Origin of the sequence: Paractinoplanes globisporus DSM 43857, from assembly GCF_000379645.1 — a bacterium.
GTDB lineage: Bacteria > Actinomycetota > Actinomycetes > Mycobacteriales > Micromonosporaceae > Actinoplanes > Actinoplanes globisporus.
The window spans coordinates 449,295-467,298 of sequence record NZ_KB903295.1; the positions used below are offsets into that span (position 1 = coordinate 449,295).

At 72.6% G+C, this 18,004-nt stretch carries 18 protein-coding genes; 8 read left to right on the plus strand and 10 right to left on the minus strand.

The annotated features are described in order from the left end of the window. Positions 1-4: 4 nt before the first annotated feature. From cydB to A3CQ_RS0108835, 3 genes are read left to right on the plus strand one after another with little or no spacing between them, the layout of a single operon-like run. Positions 5-985: a cytochrome d ubiquinol oxidase subunit II gene (gene cydB, locus A3CQ_RS0108825; RefSeq protein ID WP_020510565.1), complete on the plus strand. Its 981-nt coding sequence runs from the start codon at positions 5-7 to the stop codon at positions 983-985. Then, entirely contained in the window at positions 982-4,389 is a 3,408-nt protein-coding gene (cydC, locus tag A3CQ_RS0108830) for a thiol reductant ABC exporter subunit CydC (RefSeq protein WP_020510566.1), read from the plus strand. Before cydB ends, cydC begins: the two co-directional genes overlap by 4 nt. A 3-nt stretch (positions 4,390-4,392) precedes the next feature. Further along, positions 4,393-4,716: a nuclear transport factor 2 family protein gene (locus tag A3CQ_RS0108835; protein WP_020510567.1), complete on the plus strand. Its 324-nt coding sequence runs from the start codon at positions 4,393-4,395 to the stop codon at positions 4,714-4,716. An 18-nt stretch (positions 4,717-4,734) separates the two neighbouring features. Here the strand turns inward: A3CQ_RS0108835 and A3CQ_RS57185 are convergent, their stop codons facing one another. The 4 genes from A3CQ_RS57185 to A3CQ_RS0108855 all read right to left on the minus strand — a co-directional run bounded on the left by A3CQ_RS57185 (position 4,735) and on the right by A3CQ_RS0108855 (position 8,992). Continuing rightward, positions 4,735-5,241, minus strand: a complete 507-nt coding sequence (locus A3CQ_RS57185; protein WP_020510568.1) for a glycosyltransferase — start codon at positions 5,239-5,241, stop codon at positions 4,735-4,737. Continuing rightward, entirely contained in the window at positions 5,241-5,636 is a 396-nt protein-coding gene (locus tag A3CQ_RS52030; protein WP_020510569.1) for a glycosyltransferase, read from the minus strand. Before A3CQ_RS52030 ends, A3CQ_RS57185 begins: the two co-directional genes overlap by 1 nt. 68 nt (positions 5,637-5,704) lie before the next feature. Next, a complete protein-coding gene (locus A3CQ_RS0108850) occupies positions 5,705-7,789 on the minus strand; it encodes a prolyl oligopeptidase family serine peptidase (RefSeq protein ID WP_020510570.1) in 2,085 nt (694 codons plus the stop codon). A 21-nt stretch (positions 7,790-7,810) separates the two neighbouring features. Then, positions 7,811-8,992, minus strand: a complete 1,182-nt coding sequence (locus tag A3CQ_RS0108855; protein ID WP_020510571.1) for a thiolase family protein — start codon at positions 8,990-8,992, stop codon at positions 7,811-7,813. Between the two features lie 93 nt (positions 8,993-9,085). Between A3CQ_RS0108855 and A3CQ_RS0108860 the strand changes: the two genes are divergently transcribed. Continuing rightward, on the plus strand, positions 9,086-9,643 hold the full coding sequence (locus A3CQ_RS0108860) for a TetR/AcrR family transcriptional regulator (RefSeq protein WP_020510572.1): 558 nt from the start codon (positions 9,086-9,088) through the stop codon (positions 9,641-9,643). Positions 9,644-9,646: 3 nt separating this feature from the next. On the opposite strand, the gene surE is transcribed toward A3CQ_RS0108860, so the two are convergent. From surE to A3CQ_RS0108875, 3 genes are all read right to left on the minus strand, one after another. Continuing rightward, positions 9,647-10,408, minus strand: coding sequence for a 5'/3'-nucleotidase SurE (surE, locus tag A3CQ_RS52035; protein WP_020510573.1), 762 nt, complete (start codon positions 10,406-10,408; stop codon positions 9,647-9,649). Beyond that, complete coding sequence (locus A3CQ_RS0108870; RefSeq protein WP_157295523.1) at positions 10,408-12,081, minus strand: putative bifunctional diguanylate cyclase/phosphodiesterase; 1,674 nt, start codon at positions 12,079-12,081, stop codon at positions 10,408-10,410. The genes surE and A3CQ_RS0108870 overlap by 1 nt, the downstream gene beginning before the upstream one ends. Positions 12,082-12,484: 403 nt before the next feature. Continuing rightward, a complete protein-coding gene (locus tag A3CQ_RS0108875; RefSeq protein WP_020510575.1) occupies positions 12,485-12,676 on the minus strand; it encodes a twin-arginine translocation signal domain-containing protein in 192 nt (63 codons plus the stop codon). A 123-nt stretch (positions 12,677-12,799) separates the two neighbouring features. Here A3CQ_RS0108875 and A3CQ_RS0108880 point away from each other — a divergent pair, with 123 nt between their 5' ends. Further along, positions 12,800-13,423, plus strand: coding sequence for a CG0192-related protein (locus A3CQ_RS0108880; RefSeq protein WP_020510576.1), 624 nt, complete (start codon positions 12,800-12,802; stop codon positions 13,421-13,423). A gap of 4 nt (positions 13,424-13,427) precedes the next feature. Here the strand turns inward: A3CQ_RS0108880 and A3CQ_RS0108885 are convergent, their stop codons facing one another. Beyond that, positions 13,428-14,093 (minus strand): NAD(P)-dependent oxidoreductase, encoded by a 666-nt coding sequence (locus A3CQ_RS0108885; RefSeq protein WP_020510577.1) that lies wholly within the window; start codon positions 14,091-14,093, stop codon positions 13,428-13,430. 86 nt (positions 14,094-14,179) lie between these two features. On the opposite strand from A3CQ_RS0108885, the gene A3CQ_RS0108890 reads away from it, so the two are divergent. After that, positions 14,180-14,629, plus strand: a complete 450-nt coding sequence (locus A3CQ_RS0108890) for a MarR family transcriptional regulator (protein WP_020510578.1) — start codon at positions 14,180-14,182, stop codon at positions 14,627-14,629. Positions 14,630-14,690: 61 nt separating this feature from the next. Continuing rightward, positions 14,691-15,533 carry a dihydropteroate synthase gene (folP, locus tag A3CQ_RS0108895; protein WP_020510579.1) on the plus strand — a complete coding sequence of 281 codons (843 nt, stop codon included), beginning with the start codon at positions 14,691-14,693 and terminating at the stop codon, positions 15,531-15,533. Between the two features lie 80 nt (positions 15,534-15,613). On the opposite strand, the gene A3CQ_RS0108900 is transcribed toward folP, so the two are convergent. Further along, a complete protein-coding gene (locus A3CQ_RS0108900) occupies positions 15,614-15,826 on the minus strand; it encodes a hypothetical protein (protein ID WP_020510580.1) in 213 nt (70 codons plus the stop codon). A 32-nt stretch (positions 15,827-15,858) separates the two neighbouring features. Continuing rightward, entirely contained in the window at positions 15,859-16,419 is a 561-nt protein-coding gene (locus tag A3CQ_RS0108905) for a TetR/AcrR family transcriptional regulator (RefSeq protein WP_020510581.1), read from the minus strand. 74 nt (positions 16,420-16,493) lie between these two features. Here A3CQ_RS0108905 and A3CQ_RS0108910 point away from each other — a divergent pair, with 74 nt between their 5' ends. Continuing rightward, positions 16,494-17,900 carry a DHA2 family efflux MFS transporter permease subunit gene (locus A3CQ_RS0108910; protein ID WP_020510582.1) on the plus strand — a complete coding sequence of 469 codons (1,407 nt, stop codon included), beginning with the start codon at positions 16,494-16,496 and terminating at the stop codon, positions 17,898-17,900. The last annotated feature ends 104 nt before the right edge of the window (positions 17,901-18,004 follow it).

An 18,004-nucleotide genomic window follows, 5' to 3' on the forward strand; every position in this document is an offset into this window, starting at 1 on the left:
CGCCGTGATCACCTTCTGGTTCTCGATCGTCGTGCTCGCCTGGGTCCTGTTCTTCGTGCTCGAGGGCTTCGACTTCGGTGTCGGCGTCCTCGGCCCGCTGCTCGGCCGCGACGACCACGAGCGTGGCGCGATAGTCCGCACCATCGGCCCGTTCTGGGACGGCAACGAGGTGTGGCTGGTCGCCGCGATCGGCGTCACCTTCGCGGCGTTCCCGGCGTGGTACGCGGCCCTGCTCTCCGGCCTCTACCTCCCGGTGGCCGCCCTCCTGCTGCTGCTGGCCGTCCGCGGTGTCGCCCTGGAGTTCCGCGGCAAGGGCGACGGCGCCCGCTGGCGGCGCCGCTGCGACGTCCTGCTGGCCGCCAGCTCGGCCGCGATCGTCCTGCTCTGGGGTGCGCTGCTGGCCGTCTTCGTCCGCGGTCTGGCCCTGGGCCCCGACGGCTCGGTCGCCGGCAGCGGCCTGTCCCGCAGCCTCTCCCCGATCCTGACCTGGCAGTCCCTGGCCGGCGCCGGCGCCGCCCTGCTGGCCGCGCTGCTGCTGGGCGCCACGTTCCTGGCCCTGCGCACCAGCGGCCCGGTCCGCCGCCGGGCCCGCGATCTCGCGAGGTGGCTGGGCACCGGCGGCGCCGTCGCCCTGGTCGTCGCCGGGTTCGCCACCGGTTCCCGCCTGACCCTGGCCGCCGCCGCGATCGCCCTGGCCGCCGGCATGCTCGCCCGCCAGGGTCGCGAGGCGCTCGCCTTCGCCCTCACCTGCCTGGGCGTGGCCGGCGCGGTGGTCGCGGTCCTGACCGCGCACGGCTCGGTGCTCCTCCCCAGCACCCTCGACGAGGGCTGGTCGCTCACCATGAGCGCGGCCGCCGCCACCCACTCCGCCCTGACCCTGCTGACGGAGTTCGGCGTCGTCATCCTGCCCGGCGTCCTGGCCTACCAGGCGTACTCGTACTTCGTCTTCCGCCGCCGCGTGGCCAGCGAACGGGTCTCGTCGTGAGCCGCGCGCCGCTCGACCCCCGTCTGCTCCGGCACGCCCGCACCAGCCGGGCCGGCGTGGCGCTGCTCGCCGTCGTGGGCGTCGGCCAGGCAGCGGCCACCCTGCTGGTCGCGGTGGCCCTGACCATGCTGGTGGCAGCCCCCCGCCCGTGGGCCGTCCCCCTGCTCGCCGCCGCGTACGCCCTGCGCGCCTTCCTGTCCTGGGCCGAGCAGGTGATCGCCGCCCGCACCGCGGCCCGGGTGACCGACGAGCTCCGCCGCCGGCTCCTGGCCGTCCTCCCCCGCCGCGGCCCCGCCTGGGTGGCGTCCTTCGGCCCCGGCCGCCTCACCGCCGTCCTGACCTCGGGCCTGGCCGCCCTGCGCCCGTGGTTCGCGGGTTACCTGCCGTCCCTGGTGCTGGGTGTGGCTCTCCCGCCGCTGGTCATCCTCGCCATGGCCTTGGCCGACCCCGCCTCCGCCGTGATCGCCCTGGTCACCCTCCCCCTGATCCCGCTGCTGGGCGCCCTGATCGGCTGGGCCACCGCCGCCCGGGCCCGCGACCGCTGGCAGGCCGACGCCCGCCTGGCCGGCCACTTCCTCGACGTGGTCCAGGGCCTGCCCACCCTCCGCGTCTTCGGCCGCGCCACCCGCCAGACCGAGACCATCGCCGACCTGACCGACAAGCACCGCTCGGCCACCCTGCGGGTCCTACGCGTGGCGTTCCTCTCCTCCACGGCCTTGGACCTGGTGGGCACCCTCTCGGTGGGCCTGATCGCCGTCGAGGCGGGCCTGCGCGCGGCGGCCGGCCACCTCTCCCTGGCGCCGGCCCTCCTGGTAATCCTGCTGGCCCCCGAGGCGTACCGCCCGCTGCGCGAGATGGCCGCCCGCTACCACGCCGCCACGGATGCCACCGCCGTCATAGCCGACGTCGACGAGATCCTCAGCGCGCCTGCGGCGTTCCGCACCCCCGACGCGCACATAGGAGTGGCCGCGGCCGGTTTGCGAGCCCGCTACCTCGGAGCGACCGTCGACGCGCTGGCTCTCCCCGCGCTCACCGTCGCGCCCGGCGAAATCGTCGCGCTCCGAGGCCCGTCCGGCGCGGGCAAGACCACCGCGCTGCGCGTGCTGGCCGGCCTGCACCCCGCGACGGCCGGCGAGTTCACCGCCGCCGCCCCGCTCTACCTCCCGCAACGCCCCGCCCTGCCGCACGCCCGCCGGGTGGCCGACCTGTTCGCGGCAGGCACCACCGACGCGGCCCTGGCCACCGTGGGCCTGACCACCGACCTGACCGCCGACACACCCCTGGGCGAACGCGGCACCGGCGTCTCCGCCGGCCAGCGCCACCGCCTGGCCTTGGCCGCCCTCCTGCAGAAGGCGGCCGCTGCCCCCGCCACCCTGCTGCTCGACGAGCCCACGGCCCACCTGGACGCCGAAACCGAACGCCTGGTCATCACCCGGCTGCGCGAGGCGGCCGACGCGGGCTCGGCCATCCTGGTGGTGGCCCACCGCCCCGCCCTGCTGGCCGCCGCCGACCGCGTCATCGAACTCGCCGCCCCCGCGCTTGGCCCGGCCACTCCAACACGGCCCGCGCCAGCGCCCGCCACCCCAGCCCGGCTCACTTCAGCCTCCTCCGCGCGGGCCGCCGGCACCGGCGCCTCGCCCGTCGCAACCCAGCCCGGGCCCGGAACCGATACTCCATTTCCAATGGCTTGGGGCGCCGGGGTCGCGACTCCTCCCGCCGCCCGATCGGGATGGTGGCCTCGGCGGGGTGCTTGGCCGTGGTGGGTGGCGGTGGCGTTGGGCAGCGGATCGTCCCTCGCCGGCCTGCTGCTGACCGGCGCCGCCGCCTGGCTGCTGGTGCGCGCCGCGACTCTGCCGCCGGTGCTCACGCTCTCGGCGGCGGTCGTCCTGGTGCGCGGCAGCGCCGTGGCCCGCCCGCTGCTGCGCTATGTGGAGCGGTTGGTCGCCCACGACGTGGCCTTCGCGAGGCTGGGCGCCCGCCGGTCGCGGGTCTACGCCGCGCTGATCCCCCGCGTTCCCGGCCCTCGCCTGCGCCGCCGCGGTGACCTGCTCAGCCGTGTGGCCGACGACGTGGACGCCCGAGTCGACGGCCTGCTCCGAGGCCGGCTACCGGCCATCTCGGCGGCCGTGACCCTAGCCGTGGCGACACCGATCGCCGTGGCGACAGCTCCATCCCTGACGATCCCCCTGGCGGCCGGCCTGCTGGTAGCCGCCGTCATCGCCCCCGCGCTGGCCGCCCGCCAGACCACCCGCGAGGACGAGGCCACCGCCACGGCCCGAGCCCGCCTGCACGACGCGATGGTGGAAACGGTCGACGGCATGGAGGAGCTGACCACCGAGAACCCCGTACCGGAAAAACGCAGCCGAACCCTGGCCCACCTGGAGTCCCGCGCCGCGCGCACGGCCGGCCTCGCCGCCGCGACCGCCCACCTGGGCTGGGGAATCGCCGCAACCGGCGCCGCCTGGGTCCTGACCCAGGCGGCCGCCCTCTCCCCCGAGTGGACCGCCGTCCTCCTCCTGGCCGTGGTAGCCCTGGGCGAAACCGTCCTACCCCTCCCCGACGCCGCCACGGCCCGCCGCCGCGACGCCGGAGCCGCCACCCGCCTCGCCGACCTGACCGCCACCCCACCCTCCGCGACGTTCCCGTCCACCGCCGCCTCCGTGCCGGCAGACCAAAACGACATTTCGCGATTCAAGTCGTGTCGGGCGATCGGTGCGATTGCCGTGCGGGGACTGGCCGCCGGCTGGGACGGCACCCGCCAGCCCGTGCTGCGCGACTTCGACCTCGACCTCAGGCCCGGCGACCGGATCGCGGTGGTCGGTCGCTCCGGCTCCGGCAAGTCCACCCTCGGCGCCGTGCTGGCCCGGCTGCTCGACCCGCGCGCCGGCACGATCACCGCCGACGGCCGCGACCTTCGCGCCCGGCCCGAGTCCGAGATCCGCGGCCGGATAGTCCTGGTCGGCGACGAGACCGGCCACGTCTTCGCGTCCACGGTGCGCGAGAATCTCCGGCTGGCGCACCCCACCGCCACCGACGCCGACCTGATGGCCGCCCTTCACCGGGTCCGCCTCGACGGATGGCTGGCCACCCTGCCCGACGGCCTCGACACCTGGCTGGGCACCGGCGGCACCACCATGTCGGGCGGCCAGGCCCGCCGCCTGGCCACGGCCCGCGCGCTGCTCGCCGACCCCGACCTGCTGATCCTCGACGAACCGACCGAGGGCCTCGACACCGACCTGGCCGAATCCCTGATGGCCGACCTCCTCGACGCGACCACGGGCCGCACCGTCCTGCTCCTCACCCACCGCCCGGAGGGGCTGAACCACGTCGACCGCGTGATCGAGCTGGGAGCGACCCCCGTCCCCGCGTCGGCATCGGCATCCTCGGTGGGCTCTAGCCTGTAGGCCATGACAGAGCCGGCGCGGGCGCACGTCGAGCGGTTCAATGCCGCCGTGCTCAGTGGGGACTGGGACGAGTTCGTCGCGACGCTCGATCCCGGGGCGGTGATGCGGTTCGCCGGGGTGCTCGCCGGGCCCTACATCGGCCGCGAGGCGATCGCCGCGGCCTACGCCGCCGGCCCGCCCACCGACACGATGGCGATTCGCTCGGTCGAGATCGACGGCGGTATCGAGGTCGTCCGGTTCGCGTGGTCGCGCGGCGGGACGGGCACACTCACCATTCGCCGCGGTGCGGGCGGGATCACCGAACTGGCCGTCGCGTTCGACGAGTGAGCGGTCGGTCCGTGCCGATCATGCCGAGGGGCGGCGGCACAGGCGGGCGGCGATTTCGTCGAGGATGGCGATCAGGTCGTCCGCCGGTGCCACCGAGGCCAGCGGGCGCGTCGCCAGCATCGAGGCCGCCACGCCGGTGTGCCCGGCCACCGCGGACGGCAGCCGCTGCACGTCCCAGACCGCGTGCACCCGCCCGGTCCGCTCCTCGAGCCGCAGGTAGTCCTCCTGTTGGGTGGAGTCCGTCTCGCCGAGCCGTCGCTGCCGGGCCACGACGATCGGCACCCCACCGAGCCGCTGCACCAGCCGCACCGTACTTGCGGCGTGGGTGATGACGATGTCGGCTTCGGCCAGTCGCCGCTGCATTTCGTCGTACGGCACATACCGCTCGTGCGGGCACGGCGGAACCACTGACGACGCACCCGTCTGGACGAACACGTCGTGATAGGCGCACAGCGGGGCGACGGCGGTGACCAGCCGGTTGAACGGCCACGGCCCCATCCCGACGGTGACCAGCAGGGTGGCCATCAGTAGAGCTCGCCGACGAACACGCCGGGCCGGGACTGCCGCTGCACCAGCACCTCGCGCGCCAGCCGTGCGACCCGGGCGCGCGGGCCCGTACGGGTGAGCGACTCCACCCAGATGGTCGGCACCCGCAGCAGCCGGGCCGCCAGGAAGAACGGCGTCGCCATCCGCTCGCCGGCCGACACGACCAGGTCGGGCCGCTGGCGGCGTAGCAGGCGAAGTGCACGCCACACCCCGATCGACGACCGCTCCCAGGTCACCGGCAACCCCTGCAGCGCGACGGTCGTGTCCGCGGCCCGCACGGCCACCCACGACGTGTCGTGCCGCTGCCACCAGGGGCGCAGCGCGAGCAGGTCCAGCAGCACACCGCCGCTGCCGGTCACCAGAAGCAACCGCATGAGCGCAGACGCTAGACCGCGCGCGTCACCCTGTGGATCCACTGTGGAGAGGGCAGGGCTCCGGCCGATCAGGCGATGTGCAAAGCGTCCTTGATGAAGATCAGTTCGGGAGTCAGAAGGTCCACGCCCGGTGGCATGTGGCTGCCGCCGGGCAGCGGCAGCACGGTGTGCGGGCGTCCAGCGGCCAGCAGTGCCGCGGACAGCCGCAGCGTGTGGACCGGATAGACGTTGTCGTCGCGCAGCCCGTGGATCAGCATGAGCGGCCGGGACAGGCGCGGCGCGTCCCCGATCAGCGAACCGTTCTCGTAAGGTATGGGATCCGTACGAGGGTCGCCGAGGAACCGCTCCTCCCAGTGAGTGTCGTAGAGCAACAGGTCGGTCACGGGCGCACCGGCGACCGCCGCGTGGAACACATCGGGCCGGCGCAGCACGGCCAGCGCCGCGAGGTAGCCGCCGGCCGACCAGCCCCGGATCGCCACCCGGGTCAGGTCCAGCGCCGGGTGGAGGGCGGCCACCCCGTACAGCGCATCGATCTGGTCTTCGAGCAGGAACGTCGACCGGTCGCCGTGGATCGTGCGCTCCCAGCGCGGCCCACGACCCGGGGTGCCCCGCCCGTCCGCGATGATCACGGCGAACCCCTGGTCGGCGAACCACTGCGACGCGTAGTAGGGGTCCCGATCGGCGACCGCCCGCTGCCCGGCCGGGCCGCCGTAGGGATCCATCAGCACCGGCAGCGACTCACCCTGCCACCCCGTCGGGAAGAGCACGGCCGTCCGCAACGCACGCTCACCGATCTGAAGCAGATTCACCAGGGGTACGACGGGAGAAGTGGCCGACAGATCCTTGACCGTACGACCGCCGGCCGTCACCCCGCCACCCGGGACACCGCCGGCCGTGACACCGTTCACCGTGACCGCGTGCCCGTCCAGCGTCGCACTGTTGATCACCGTGGTCCCGCTCGTACGGATCCCGGAATGTATGCCCGGCGTATCGGTGACCCGGGAGAGGCCGTCGGCGGGCGACCAGGTCCACAGGTGTCGCTCGGTCGGCTCGTCGCTGGCCGCGAACAGCACGGTCTCTCCGTCGACGCCGTGCACCTCGAAGACCTGAAGTCCGGCCGGCGTGACCGGTTTGCCGTCGACGGTCAGGTGCCGCGTGTCTTCGAGGTCGGCCGTGGCGATGAGCGCGCCCGCCGAGGTGCGCACCGGCACGCCCGGGACGATCTGCGTCCAGGCCGGGTCGCGCGTCTCGGCGAGCGTGCTGACCTGCCCGTTCTCCGGATCGACCGCGACCGTCCGCAACACGGTCTGCGGCCGGTTCTGCAGCACGGCCAGCAGCCCGTGCTGGTCCCACACCACGTCGACCAGGTACTCGTAGTCGTCCCAGCCGAAGTCGACCTCCACCCGCTCCCCGCCGACGCCGTATACCCAGAGCGTGACCAGCGCGTTGTCCGTGCCCGCGGCTGGATAGCGGTGGGCGGTCGGCGGTGCCTCCGGCTGAGTCGGGTCGCTGAGGTACCAGGTGCCCACTGGCCCGTTGTCGACCCGCGCCACGGCCAGCCGATCGCCGCCCGGCGACCACCAGTAACCCCGCTGACGCTCCATTGATTCGGCCGCCACATGTTCCGCCAGCCCATAAGTTATGGCGTCCCCCTCCGGCGTGGCGAGCGCCCGATCGCCGCCGCCGTCCGTGCCGATCAGCCGTAGCTCGCCGTCGTGCACATACGCGACGAACGCGCCGTCCGGGCTGATCGAAGCGTCGGTGAGCGGCGTCCGGGCCGGCAGCGGGGTGACCGTCCCGGTCCGCATGCCGACCAGGTGCAACTCCTCCCCCACCGTGCACGCGATGACCCGCACGTCCTGGTCGAAGCCGTAGGCCACGATCCCGGCCCCCTGATCACGCGCCCGCTCCCGCCGAGCCCGCTCCTGAGCCGAGAGGGCGGGCGCGGTGCTTGCCAGCTCGAAGGGGTCGCACAGGAGGCGTTCGGCGCCGGTTTCCAGGTCCAGCTGCCACAGGCAGCGGACCGGGTCCTCCGGTCCGCGGGACCGCAGGAAGAAGACGCGGCGGCCGTCAGGGGTGACGGTCAGGCGCTGGGGGCGGCCCAGGCGGAAGCGCTGGGTGCTGGCCAGCAGGCTCGGATACGAGGCGGACATGCTCGCCAGTCTCTATCAAACTCACCATTTCTCGATGACCGTCGCGTTGGCCGTGCCGCCCGCCTCGCACATGGTTTGGAGTCCGTAACGTCCGCCGGTGCGCTCGAGAACGCCGAGCAGCGTCGTGGCCAGGCGGGCTCCGCTCGCGCCGAGCGGGTGGCCGATCGCGATGGCGCCGCCGTCCACGTTGACCTTCGCGGGGTCGGCGCCGGTCTCGGCCTGCCAGGCGAGCACGACCGACGCGAAGGCCTCGTTGACCTCGAACGCATCGATGTCGCCGAGCGTGAGGCCCGCCCGGGACAGGACCTTGGCGGTGGCCGGGATTATCCCCGTGAGCATGTAGATCGGGTCGTCGCCGACCACGGTCGCGGTGTGGATGCGGGCGCGCGGGCGCCATCCGTGCTTGCGGGCGTTCTCGCTGGTGGTGATCAGCAGCGCGGCCGAGCCGTCGTTGACCGGGCTGGAGTTGCCGGCCGTGACCTTCCAGTCGAGCGGCCCGAAGCGTTGCTCCCAGCGCGGGTCCTCGAACGCCGTCCGCAGTCCGGCCAGGATCTCGGCCGTCGTGCCGGGCCGGATCGTCTCGTCGGTGGCGAGGTCGTTCAGCGGGGTTGTCTGGCCGTCGAAATATCCGTGTTTCCAAGCCTCGGTGGCGCGCTGGTGGCTCGTCGCGGAGAACTCGTCGAGCTGGGAGCGGGAAAGGTTCCACTTGCGGGCGATGAGCTCGGCACTGATCCCCTGCGGGATCAACTCGCCGCCGTAACGTCGCGAGATGGCCGGGCCGCCGACGTCGGCACGGCGGCCGTCGACACGCGCGGACGAGCCGATCGGCACCCGGGACATGGACTCCACGCCAGAGGCGATCACCAGGTCGTACGCGCCGGCGACCACGCCCTGGGCGGCGAAGCTGAGTGCCTGCTGGCTGCTGCCGCACTGCCGGTCGACGGTCACCCCCGGCACCGACTCGGGGAACCCGGCGGCCAGCACGGCCAGCCGCGTCGTGTTGGTGCTCTGCTCACCCACCTGCCCGACCGCGCCGCCGATCACGTCGTCGATCTCGGCCGGGTCGAGGCCCGGGTTGCGCTCGACCAGGGCGCGGAGCACGTGAGCGTGCAGGTCGACGGGGTGGACGTCGTGGTAGGCGCCGTTCGGCTTGCCCTTGGCGATCGGGGTGCGGACCGCGTCGACGATGACGGCGTCTCGCATGGTTTGCCTCCTCGGGTTGGCTGACATTCGGCGGACCGATCGGTCCGATAATATGCGCCTGACGGACCGATCGGTCCGTTAGACTTGTCACTCGTGGCACGAGCGGAAGATCCCGAGGGACGCGAGCGGATCCTGGCGGCGGCGACCGCGCTGTTCTACGTGAACGGCGTGCGGGCGGTCGGCATGGCCGAGGTGATCGCGGCGGCCGAGTGCGGGAAGAACATGCTGTACCGGCATTTCCCCAGCAAGGCGGCCCTGGTCGCGGCCTACCTGCGGCGGGTGAGGGCCGAGCGAGAGAAGGCCACGGCCGGCGCGCTCGCCGCGGCCGGCCGGCAAGAGGGCGGCGTGGACGCGTCTCTGGTCGCGCTGGTCGGCGAGGTCGCGGCCTGGGTGGAGCGCGGCGACTTCCGGGGGTGTGCGTTCCGGAACTACCTCACGGAGTACCCGGGCGGGGACGACGAGCCGGGCCAGGTGGCTCGCGCTTATCTCCGGGACACCCGGCGGCAGGTCGACGACCTCGTTCTCGCCCTCGGGGCGCCGTCGGTTCTCGGGGATCGGGTGTGGCTGCTGATCGACGCGCTCTATGCCGGGACCGGCACGCCACCCCGGGTGGCCGTGGACTGGGCGCGGGAACTCGTGGAGCGCGGCTGACGGTCAGTCGTGGGGAGCGCGGTCGGACGGTGGCCGGCGCTGGTGCGGCACCGCGGCCTCGGACGCCTCCGCCGGCGGGCGCACCGGCGTCAGCGTGGCATATCCCTCGGCGAGCAGGGCCAGGTCGCTGCCGGGAGCCGGTTCTTCCCTGCTCCTCAGGAAGTCGGTGTGCACGAAGTCGTCGCCCGACTCGAGGAGGGCTATCTGGACTCGGCCGAAGGCCGCGAGCGTCGCCGGGCGGACCACAGGCGCCGACGGGCGGTTGGGGACGTTCAGGTTGAGGGCGACGCCGGGTGCGGCGCCGGCCGCCCGGCCGATCAGCGAGACCGCGGTCGCCGCGGCGGTTGCCCAGTGGAAATTCGGGCCGTCGGCGGCCAGGTAGTCCAGCGACACCGCCATCGCCGGGCGGCCGCGGGCCACGGCGGTCAGGGCGGCGCCGACCGTGCCCGAGTGCAGCACCGCCCGGCCCGCGTTCGCCCCCGGGTTGATGCCGGACAGGACCAGATCGGGTACGTCGCCGAAGACGCCCAGCGTCGCCAGCACCACGATGAACGCGGGGGCGGCCGGAACGGCGTACCCGAAAGGGGTTTGTTCTATCAGCACCCGGCCCTCGGTCGTCACCGCCTGCAGGGACGCGCTCATGCCGCTGTACTCGGTCGACGGCGCGGCCACCACCACCTCGTGGCCCGCCTCGCGGACCGCCGTCGCCAGCGCCTCCAGGCCGGGTGAGGCTATGCCGTCGTCGTTGGTGATCAGGATGCGCATCAGGCGGCTCGCCGGACCGTTTCGAAGGAGGGGGCGGGGCGGCCGAAATGGTAGCCCTGCAGGACGTCGAAGCCGGTCTCGCGGAGGATGTCGGCCGTCTGCTGGTCCTCCACGCCCTCGGCGACCAGCGTCAGCCGCAGGCCGCGGGCCATGGCCGCGACCGCCTCGACGATGGCCCGCTCGCGCGGGTCGTGGATGCGGTGCACGAAGGACCGGTCCAGCTTCAGCTCGTCCAGGGGCAGCTGGGTGAGCAGCGCCAGCGACGTGTACCCGGTGCCGAAGTCGTCCATCGCGATGCGGACGCCCAGCTCGCGGATCGCGCGCAGGCGGTCGGCGCTGCGCTCGGGGCGGGTCATCACGGCGCTCTCGGTGATCTCGACCTTGAGCGAGGACGCGGGCAGGTCGTACTCGGCGAGCAGGCCGGCGATGACGCCGACGATGCGGTCCTGGGCCAGGACCGGCGCCGGCAGGTTGACCGCCACCGGCACGCACCAGCCGTCGCGGTGCCAGCGGGCCGCCTGGCGTACGGCGTCGGTGAGGATGCGGTCGGTCAGCGCGGTGATGACCTCGGAGCGCTCGGCCTCGGCCAGGAACGCGGCCGGCGCGAGCAGGCCGTGCCGGGGATGGTTCCAGCGGACCAGGGCCTCGAGCGAGGTGACCTGGCCGGTGACCGCGTCGACCAGCGGCTGGTAGTGCAGGACCAGCTCGCCCTGGTCGATCGCGGCGCGCAGCTCGGCCTGCAGGCGCAGGTCGGTGGTCGTCTCGGCGGCCAGCTCGGGGCGCCACAGCTCGACGGTCGTGCGGTGCCGCTTCGCCGCGTACATCGCCGTGTCGGCGCCGGCCAGCAGCTCGCCGAGGTCGCGGCGGCCGGGACGGGTGCGGGCGACGCCGACCGACGCCTCGACGGTGATCGGCACGCCGGCCACCGTGAACGGGCCCTGGATGTCGTGCAGCAGGCGGCGGCCGAGCTTTTCCAGGTACTCGTCGGAGTCGTCGGCCAGGTCGTCGAGCAGCACCACGAACTCGTCGCCGCCGAAGCGGAAGACCGCCTCCTCGAAGGAACCGGACAGGACCGCGGCGACCTGGCGGAGCAGTTCGTCGCCGCGGCTGTGGCCGAGTTCGTCGTTGATCTCCTTGAACCGGTCGAGGTCGACCAGCAGGAGCGCGACCGGGCGGTCGTCGCGGGCCAGCATCGCGCCGGCGACCTCGGTGAGGCGGCGGCGGTTGCCGAGGCCGGTGAGGATGTCCTGCTGGGCGAGGGTCTCGTAGCTGCGGCTCAGGTGCTCGACGAGCGGGCCGACCGCGGCGATGCCGAGCCGGCCGTCGTCGAAGCTGACCACGACCGGCAGCGATTTCGTGCCGGACGGGCGGTTGAGCACGGCGCGGGCCGCGTCGTCCCAGGCGGTGGCGGCCGGCATGACCAGGGCCGGTCCGCGCAGGATGGCCCGGGCCGGGCGGCGGAACAGCAACGCCCGGCCGTAGCCGAGCCGTCCGGCCAGGACGGTCTCGAGATAAGGGCGATCCAGCACGTACGTCGTGCCGTCCGCGACCGCCACCAGGCCGAGGCACTCGGGGTCGGCCCGGATCAGCGCCTCGATCTCGCCGACGCCGGTCTCCGCGTCGATCACGGTCACCGGGGTGGCGAGGTCGCCCAGCACAGGCGCATGCGGCATCCGCGGCACCACCCTCCCCGTCCGGCAGTCCCAAGTTGATCGGCACAGGTCAGTTGGCCGCCAAGACTACGTCAGGTTCGCGGATGATCTCGACGCGCCGACCAAGAATTCACGTTCCCGCGACCCGCCCGAGAAAGATCGGGTTGGTCAGCGCGACCATGGCGTCCACCCTGCGTACCTCGGCGCGGACGTACCGTGAGTTCCGTGGCGGCCGCCCGATAGCGCCAGTCGATCCAGGTACCGGCCGGCAGCCCCAGCGCGGTGTAGTGACCCGTCGCGGGTGGTGATCCCCTCGCCGTCGATGATGAGCCCCGGTACCAGGCCCGGCCCCGCCCGGCGGCCCGTCGCGGCGCGCGCTTCGGCTGGAACGGCGCGCCATCCGGCCCGAAGGCGAGCGTCACGGTCACCGTCCAGTTGAGGCCCGGTTGACCCCGGACGGGATCTCGAGCGGGATGTACACCCAGTCGGGGGCGCCGTACGCGATGCTCCCGCTGAGCGTGCGGGTCACGGTCTCGCCCGGTGCGGCCTGCGTGAATCCGACCACGCCGACGGCCGCCGAGCCCTTCAGGAATTGGCGTCTATCGAGCTGCGTCATTGGCTTACCCTCGACCAGATCCATGGCGGACAGCTGACCGGCGGGCGACGACCAGGCGAATGTGCGAGGTAACACGGCCGGGCCGCCCCCGGGAGATCGGAACGGATCGCCTAGAGTCCGCCCATGGCGACTATCCACCAGGCCACGCTCACTCCTACGAAGCTCGAACTGCTGGAGGCCTGGCTGCCCGGGCGCCACTGGTACCCCGCCGACTCCGCGAAGGGGCTCGAACGGATCGCGGCCTGCCGGTTCGACGATCCGGCGGGCGAGGTCGGGGTGGAGATGGTGGTGGTGCGCGCGGGGTCGGACGGGCCGCTCGTGCACGTGCCGATGACCTACCGCGGCGCGCCGCTCGACGGCGGGGAGTTGTTCCTGGTGGGCACGCTGTCGCACTCGGTGCTGGGCGAGCGCTGGGTCTACGACGCGGTCGGCGACCCGGTCTTCGTCGAGGCGCTGACGGTGGCGATCCGGACCGGCGGTCGCGAGGCGCCGGAGTTCGTGGAGACGCCGGACGGGCCGAAACAGCGTGACCCGGGGATGACCGTGCGCGGCACCGGCATGGCCGACACGTCGGCGCCGATCGGCCGGCTGGTGCGGGTCGAGGACGGGGACCCGGCCGTGGTGGTGGCCGAGGCCGCCCGTCTCGACGTGCGCCGCGTCCTCCGGCGGGAGCCGTCCGAGGGACGGCTGGCGCTGATCGCGGAGTGGGAGGGTCAGCAGCCGACGGTCCTCGCGGACCTCTACTGAGCTGCTATTTCGCTATCCCCACGGTGTGGCCGATGGTCTCGGGCCGGGTCAGGCAGGCCAGCATGTGGTGCGCCACGTCGGCGCGGGAGACCGAGAAGCCACCGCGTATGTTGCGGTCGAGCGCGGTCCGGTACTGGCCGGTCAGCGGGCCGTCGGTGAGCTTCGGCGGGCGGCTGATCGTCCAGTCGAGACCGCTCGCGAGCACGACGTCCTCCATGCGGGCGAGGTCGTCGTAGTGGGCCCGGAACATGGTCTTCGCGAACGGCGCGCCGAGGTGGCGCATGAAGAAGCCGTCGCCGGGGTCGTGCCGGGGCGGGTGCGGGCGGTCCGGGGACGGGAAGGTGCCCAACGGGGCGGCGCTGACCACGACGAGGCGGGCGGTGTCGGCGGCCTTCGCCGCCTCGACCAGGGCGGCGGTGCCGCGCCCGGCCACGCCGGAGTCGAACTTGGTGCGGGCGCCGAGGCCGGAGAGGATCGCGTCGGAACCCTTGATCGCCTCGGTGAGCTCCCGCAGGTCGGGGCGGGAGAGATCGGCGAAGACGGTCCGGACCGGGTCGGTGATCTTCTCGGGGCTGCGGGCCATGGCGGTGACGTCGTGACCGGCCTCGACGGCCTGTCGCAGCAGCTGGCGCCCGATTCCGCCGGTGGCGGCGACAATGGTGAGCCGCATCTTCGTCCTCCCCTACATCAACCAGATAATATGAGAACCATACCATCTTCTTTTGAGGTTCATAAGATATGAGTTCCATAGCAGGTTTGAAGAGACGGCTCGCGATCCAGATCAAGGAAGCGATGCGCGACGCCTCGCTGCAGCTGGCGCTGCTCAACCACCAGGTCGGCGCCCGGCTCAAGCTGCGCGACGTCGACTTCGACTGCCTCAACCTGGTCAGCCAGCACGGCTCGCTCGGTCCGGGCGCGCTCGCGAAACTGGCCGGCCTGCACCCGGCGACCATGACCGGCGTGCTCGACCGCCTGGAGAAGGCCGGGTGGGTGGCGCGCGAACGGGACCCGGACGACCGCCGGGCCGTGCTGGTGCGGGCGGCGAAGGAGCGCGGCCGCGAGGTGCTCGACCTGTTCGACGACATGAACGGCAAGATGGACGAGATCTGCACCGACTACACCGCCGACGAACTCGCCCTGATCGCGGGCTTCCTGCGGCGTACGGCGGCGGCCGGCCGCGAGGCGACCGCGACGCTCACCGAATGATCACTGGCCGTCCCGTGGGCTGTTACCCTCGCCAACCGTGGGCGAGGAACACGACGTGCGAATGATCGGGAACCGGAAATTCGACTTCGCACGGCAGGTCGCGGTGATGGCGATCGTGAACCGGACGCCCGACTCGTTCCACGACAAGGGCAGCACCTTCGCCCTCGACCATGCCTTGGCCGCCGTCGAGCGGGCCGCCGAGGCCGGCGCCGACTGGATCGACATCGGCGGCGTCCCGTTCGCGCCCGGTCCCGAGGTCAGCGCGGCCGAGGAGATCGAGCGGGTCCTGCCGGTCGTCGAGAAGGCCCGTGACCTGGCCGTCGTCTCGGTCGACACGTTCCGGCCCGAGGTCGCGGCCGAGGTCATCCGGGCCGGCGCCGGCGTCATCAACGACACCTCCGGCCTGCGCGACCCGGCGATGGCCGAGGCGGTCGCCGGGACCGGCGCCCAGCTGGTGATCACGCACAGCCTGGCCCCGCCGCGCACCGCCTGGCCGAGCCCCCGCTACGACGACGTGACCGCGGAGGTCGCGTCGTTCCTGCGCGATCGGGTGAAACTGGCCCTCGACCGTGGCGTCCGGCCCGATCAGATCATCATCGATCCGGGCCACGACCTGAACAAGAACACCCTGCACTCGCTGGAGCTGACCCGCCGCCTCGACGAGATCGCCGAGATCGGCTACCCGCTGCTGGCCGCGGTCAGCAACAAGGACTTCATCGGCGAGACGCTGAACGCGGCTCAGCAGGACCGCCTGGCCGGCACCCTGGCCGCCGTCGTCTTCTGCATCCTGCACGGCGCCCGCATCGTCCGCGTCCACGACGTGGCCGCCACCGTCGGCGCGGTCCGCATGACCGAGGCGATGCTGGGCTGGCGCCCCCCGGCTTACACGCGCCACAACATCTGAGACCCAACCATTCGCCCCCGCCACCGGGTGCGGGCGTTCCGCTGGGAGACGGAGCACGGGCCGCTCTGCCCGGGGCATTTCTACCGGGTCTTGTGGGCGAGGTCCTCTTCGACGTCCTCGCGGTTGGCGTGCAGCTTGTTGATGCCCCGGTTGCTGCTGCCGTTGGCCGGGGTCTTTGACGTGGGCGGCTCGTCAGTGAGGAACGTGCCCTGCTCGCCGGCGCCGGTGATGTGCTGGTCGGTGCTGCCGCCGGCCACGGTCTCCTGGTCGACGGTCTTCTCGTTCGTGGTCATATGAGGGACATACCCTCCGGGGGCCGAACGATTCAGTGGCCGTGGTCGAAGGTTTTGAGCAGGTCGTTCATCCACGGTTCGCGCGCGACCGGGTCGGGGCCGATCACACGCATGGCGCCCAGGCAGGTGAGGAGCATGCCGACCGCGAAGAAGTCGCGGGCCTCCTCCGCGCTGACACCGGTGAGCTCGCGTACCACCTCGTAGAGACGGCCGAAACAGGCTCGCACCGGGACGCCGATCGCCGGGTCGGCGCTGGCCGTGAAGCCGTGCAGCAGGAGCACGATCAGTTCGCGCTCGGCCAGGAGGTCGTCGTACGCCTCGCCGAGGCTGTGCAGCGTCGGCTCCTTCGCCGCGGCGGCGCGGAAACGCTCCTCGATCCGGGCGCCGGACCGATTCACCGCCGCGATGAACAGCTCCTGCTTGGTCCGGAAGATACGAATCACGTACGGCTGGGACACCCCCGCCAGGCGCGCGACCTGGTCGGTGGTGGTGCCGGCGTACCCGCCATGGCTGAACGCGGTGACGGCGGCGGTCACGAGCTGCTCGTGACGCTCCTCGGCGGTGAGGCGGGTACGGGGTGAGACGCGGGTCATGGTTGACAGATTATCAGTCGATAACTAGCGTCGGCGACAGAAGTTATCAGTCGATAACAACTACAGGGGGAGCAATGACCGTCACCGCCACCCGCCCGGCCCAGCCGGCGCCGAAGCGCGCCTCCCGGCCGCTGGCCGCCGTGCTCGCCGCGGTCGGCATACCGACCTTCATGGTCACGCTGGACAACCTGGTCGTGAGCACCGCGCTGCCGGTGATCCGCAACGATCTGCACGCGTCGATCACCGACCTGCAGTGGTTCGTCAACGCCTACACGCTGCCGTTCGCCGCGTTCCTGCTCACCGCCGCGGCGCTCGGCGACCGCATCGGCCGCCGCCGGATGTTCCTGTTCGGCATCACGGTCTTCACGCTCGCGTCGGCTGCCGCCGGGCTGGCCAGCGAGTCCTGGCAGCTCACCGCGGCCCGCGCGATCCAGGGCCTGGGCGGGGCGGCGACCGCGCCGTTGGCATTGACACTGCTCGCCCAAGCGGTCCCCGATCGCCTGCGTACGGCAGCTGTCGGCATTTGGGGTGGTATCGCCGGCCTCGGCGTGGCGGTGGGCCCGGTGGTCGGCGGCGCGGTGGTCGAGGGCCTCGACTGGCACTGGATCTTCTGGCTGAACGTGCCGGTCGGCGTGGTCGCGGTCATCCTCGCCGCCACCGTCCTCGGTGAGTCCCGCGGCGGCGCCCGCAAGCTCGATCCTCTGGGTCTCGTACTTTCCGCGTCCGGAATGCTTCTGCTGATCTGGGGCGTGGTCGACGGCCCCGACCACGGCTGGAGCTCCCCGCGCGTCCTCACCATGCTGATCTCCGGCGCCGTGCTGATCGCCGCGTTCCTCGCCTGGCAGGCCCGCAACAAGTCGCCGATGTTGCCGCTCTCGCTGTTCCGCTCCCGCGGCTTCAGCTTCGTCAACATCGTCACGCTGACCTTCTCGGCCGGCACGTTCGGCGCGGTGTTCCTGCTCGCCCAGTTCTTCCAGGTGGTCCAGGGCCTCAGCCCGCTCGAGTCGGGCCTGCGCACCCTCCCCTGGACGATGGCGCCGATGGTGGTGGCCCCGCTGGCCGGCCTGTTCGGCGACCGCATCGGCCAGCGCAACCTCATCCTGGCCGGCCAGATCCTGCTCTCCGGCGCGATCCTCTGGATGGGCCTGGCCGTCACCGCCACCGTCAACTATTCGGATCTCGTACTGGCCTTCGTCATGGCCGGCGTGGGCATGGGCCTGACCTTCGCCCCGATCAGCACCATGGCCCTGGCCAGCGTCACCGAACAGCAGCGGGGCGTCGCCTCCGGCGCGAACAACACCATCCGCGAGCTGGGAGTAGCGGTCGGCGTGGCGGCCCTGGCCTCCATCTTCAGCTCCTTCGGCAGCTACGCCACACACGACTCCTTCGTCGACGGCCTCCGCCCCGCCGTCCTGGTCGGCTCCGCGATCGTCGCCGCCGGCGCCGTCGTCGCCTTCTGGCTCCCCCGCCGCTCCCAGTAGCGCGGCGGGCCCCCTGACCCCACCACGCCCAACAAAACGGAATCCATATGACTCGCCGACCATATGCTTCGGCGAGTCATATGGATTCCCGACGTTTTGGGCAC